Consider the following 2,636-nt stretch of genomic DNA (forward strand, 5'->3'; position numbering starts at 1 on the left):
CTTCTTTCTGCAGGCGCGCCTCAGCGTGAGCCTGCCCGGCGTGCCGCGCGATGTCGCGCAAGCAGTGATCGAGGCCGCGCACCAGATCTGCCCGTACTCCAAGATGTCGCGTGGGAATATCGATGTGACGATTTCGCTGGCGCCGGCGTAATTAGGCGAATTCGTAGGGTGGGTAGAGCGACGCGAAACCCACCATGCGCTCAAGTGACGCCATTCGGCGGGTTTCGCTTGTGCTCTACCGACCCTACGTTCCTTGCCTTTCACATTTATCTGGATGATCTACTTGTGATCAAGCCGCTCCAGCAAACATCGCCATGCGCTCCGAAATATAGCCAAGCAGTTCCCGTGCAGCGGCCGGCAACGGCCTGCCGGCCTTCACCAGCAGCCGTGCCTGCGTGCCGCTGAACAAGGGATGGTCGATGCGGACGACGGCAAGCTGTCCCGAGGCGATTTCCCGATAAGCGGCGAATTCGCCGATCAGTGTCATGAAGTTGTCGTAGGCGACGAACTGCTTGAGCGCCGTCAGCGAATTCGTCACCAGGGTTGGCCGCAGCTTGATGTTCTCCGCGAACTCCACCATTGCCGCCGCATGGCCGATCCCGAAGGTGGCCGGCATGATCGCCAGCGGGTAGGACATGAGGTCCTCGATGCTGGCCGGGCCGCCGCGCACGGCCAGCGGATGGTCACGCCGGAGCAGCAGCACCACCGGTTGCGATGCGCTCGCACGGTATTCGATACGCGGATGCGGCGGCGGGTTATAGGCGAGCCCGATATGCGCGCGGCTCTCCGCGACTTCGTTGAGCACGTCGTCCACCGGCAGGATGGTCATGTTGATCTGGAGCCTGGGATAGCGCGTGCAAAACGGCGCCAGCACTTCATTGACCAGCGGGTCCACATAGCCTTCGCTCAACACCAGCCTCACCTCGCCTTGCTGCAAGCCCTTCAGCAGATGCAACTGGTCCTCGAGTGCTTCCTGATGCGAACGGCAGCCGCGCCAGAACTCCAGCAAATGGACGGCCGCTTCGGTCGGCTTGACGCCGCGCGCCTCGCGCTCGAACAGCGTTGTGTCGAGCTCTTCCTCGAGCAGCTTGATCTGGCGGGTAATGACCGAAGGCGAGGTGTTGAGACTGTCCGCGGCGCCGCGGATGGAGCCATGGGCCAGGACTTCCCTGAAGTAACGCAGGCGTTGCTGGTTGATCTCGCGCATGGCTGTGCCCCTGGTGATTCCGCAATGACTGCATGTTACACAAGCTTGTCGTCGAGCGTTGCTCAAAACAGAACGAAGTGTGGATTTAGTTGCTCTTGGTGGAAAAGCTGCCCGGTGCCATGATCGATCGCACACAACAACACGACGTACCAAACAAGGAGATCGAGATGCTTACCCTGCCTGCCACCGCGGCCGTCGACGATGATGTCGCGGCGCTCTACAGAAAGATCAACTGGCGCCTTTTGCCATTCCTGCTGGTCTGCTACCTGTTTGCTTACCTGGACCGCGTCAATGTCGGCTTTGCCAAGCTGCAGATGCAAGCCGACCTCGGGTTTTCCGATGCGGCCTATGGCGTTGGCGCGGGGATTTTCTTCATCGGCTATGTGCTGTTCGAAATCCCGAGCAACCTCATGCTGCCGCGCGTCGGCGCACGCAAGACCTTCAGCCGCATTCTCGTGCTGTGGGGTATCACTTCGGCCTGCATGCTATTCGTACGCAACGTTCCTATGTTCTATGCCATGCGCTTCCTGCTGGGCGTCTTCGAGGCAGGTTTTGCGCCGGGCATGATTTATTACCTGTCTTGCTGGTACGGGCCGCAGCGCATGGCGCGGGCCATCGCGCTGGTGTTCCTGGCCGGTCCCATCGGCGGCATCGTCGGCGGTCCGGTGTCGGCATGGCTGATCACCAGCCTGGCCGGCGCGGGCGGACTTGCCGGTTGGCAATGGATGTTCCTCATCGAAGGCTTGCCCTGCATCCTGCTCGGTGTCCTCGCATGGCGCCTGCTCGCTGACCGCCCGGCGGATGTCTCCTGGCTGAGCAGCAGCGAGAAGCGCCTGCTCGACTCCGAACTCGGCGGCACCGCGGGACACAGCCATTCCTTCAAGGCGGTGGCGAAGGATCCGAAGATCTACGTGCTCGCGTCGGCATACTTTTGCATCATCGCCACCATCTATGCGCTCAGCTTCTGGCTGCCGACCCTGATCGCGGCGCAAGGCGTGACCGACACGCTGCAGCTCGGCCGCTACTCCGCGGTGCCCTACATCGCCGCTGCCATCGCCATGTACACCATGGGCCGCCGTTCCGACCGGCTGGGCGAACGCCGCTTTCATAGCGCGGTGCCGGCCGCCCTCGGTGGACTTCTGCTGGCTGGATCGATCCTCGCGGACGGCAACCTGTTTGCGTCCATGCTGCTCCTGACCCTTGCCACCGCGGCTTTCTGGATGGCCTATACGGTGTTCTGGGCCATGCCGTCCGAACACATCAAGGGGCCGGCCGCGGCGGGCGGCATCGCGCTCATCAACACCATCGGCCTGTCCGGCGGCTTCTGGGGACCGGCGATCATCGGCTGGGCCAAGTCGGCCACCGGCAATCTCCATCTCGGCGTGCTGATCATCGCCTGCCTGCCGGTGACCGCCGCACTGATCATTCT

2 protein-coding genes and 1 pseudogene are annotated in these 2,636 nt (G+C 62.5%); 2 read left to right on the forward strand and 1 reads right to left on the reverse strand.

The annotated features are described in order from the left end of the window. Positions 1-151 (forward strand): annotated as a pseudogene (locus tag AYR66_RS00020) (peroxiredoxin); the annotation flags it as partial. 138 nt (positions 152-289) lie between these two features. Here AYR66_RS00020 and AYR66_RS00025 read toward each other — a convergent pair. Then, positions 290-1,207, reverse strand: a complete 918-nt coding sequence (locus AYR66_RS00025; protein ID WP_088705790.1) for a LysR family transcriptional regulator — start codon at positions 1,205-1,207, stop codon at positions 290-292. A 167-nt stretch (positions 1,208-1,374) separates the two neighbouring features. Here AYR66_RS00025 and AYR66_RS00030 point away from each other — a divergent pair. After that, positions 1,375-2,636, forward strand: a 1,262-nt coding sequence (locus AYR66_RS00030) for an MFS transporter (protein WP_141104132.1), incomplete at its 3' end; no start/stop codon positions are given.

It is taken from the genome of Noviherbaspirillum denitrificans, assembly GCF_002211445.1.
Taxonomy (GTDB): Bacteria; Pseudomonadota; Gammaproteobacteria; order Burkholderiales; family Burkholderiaceae_D; genus Noviherbaspirillum; species Noviherbaspirillum denitrificans.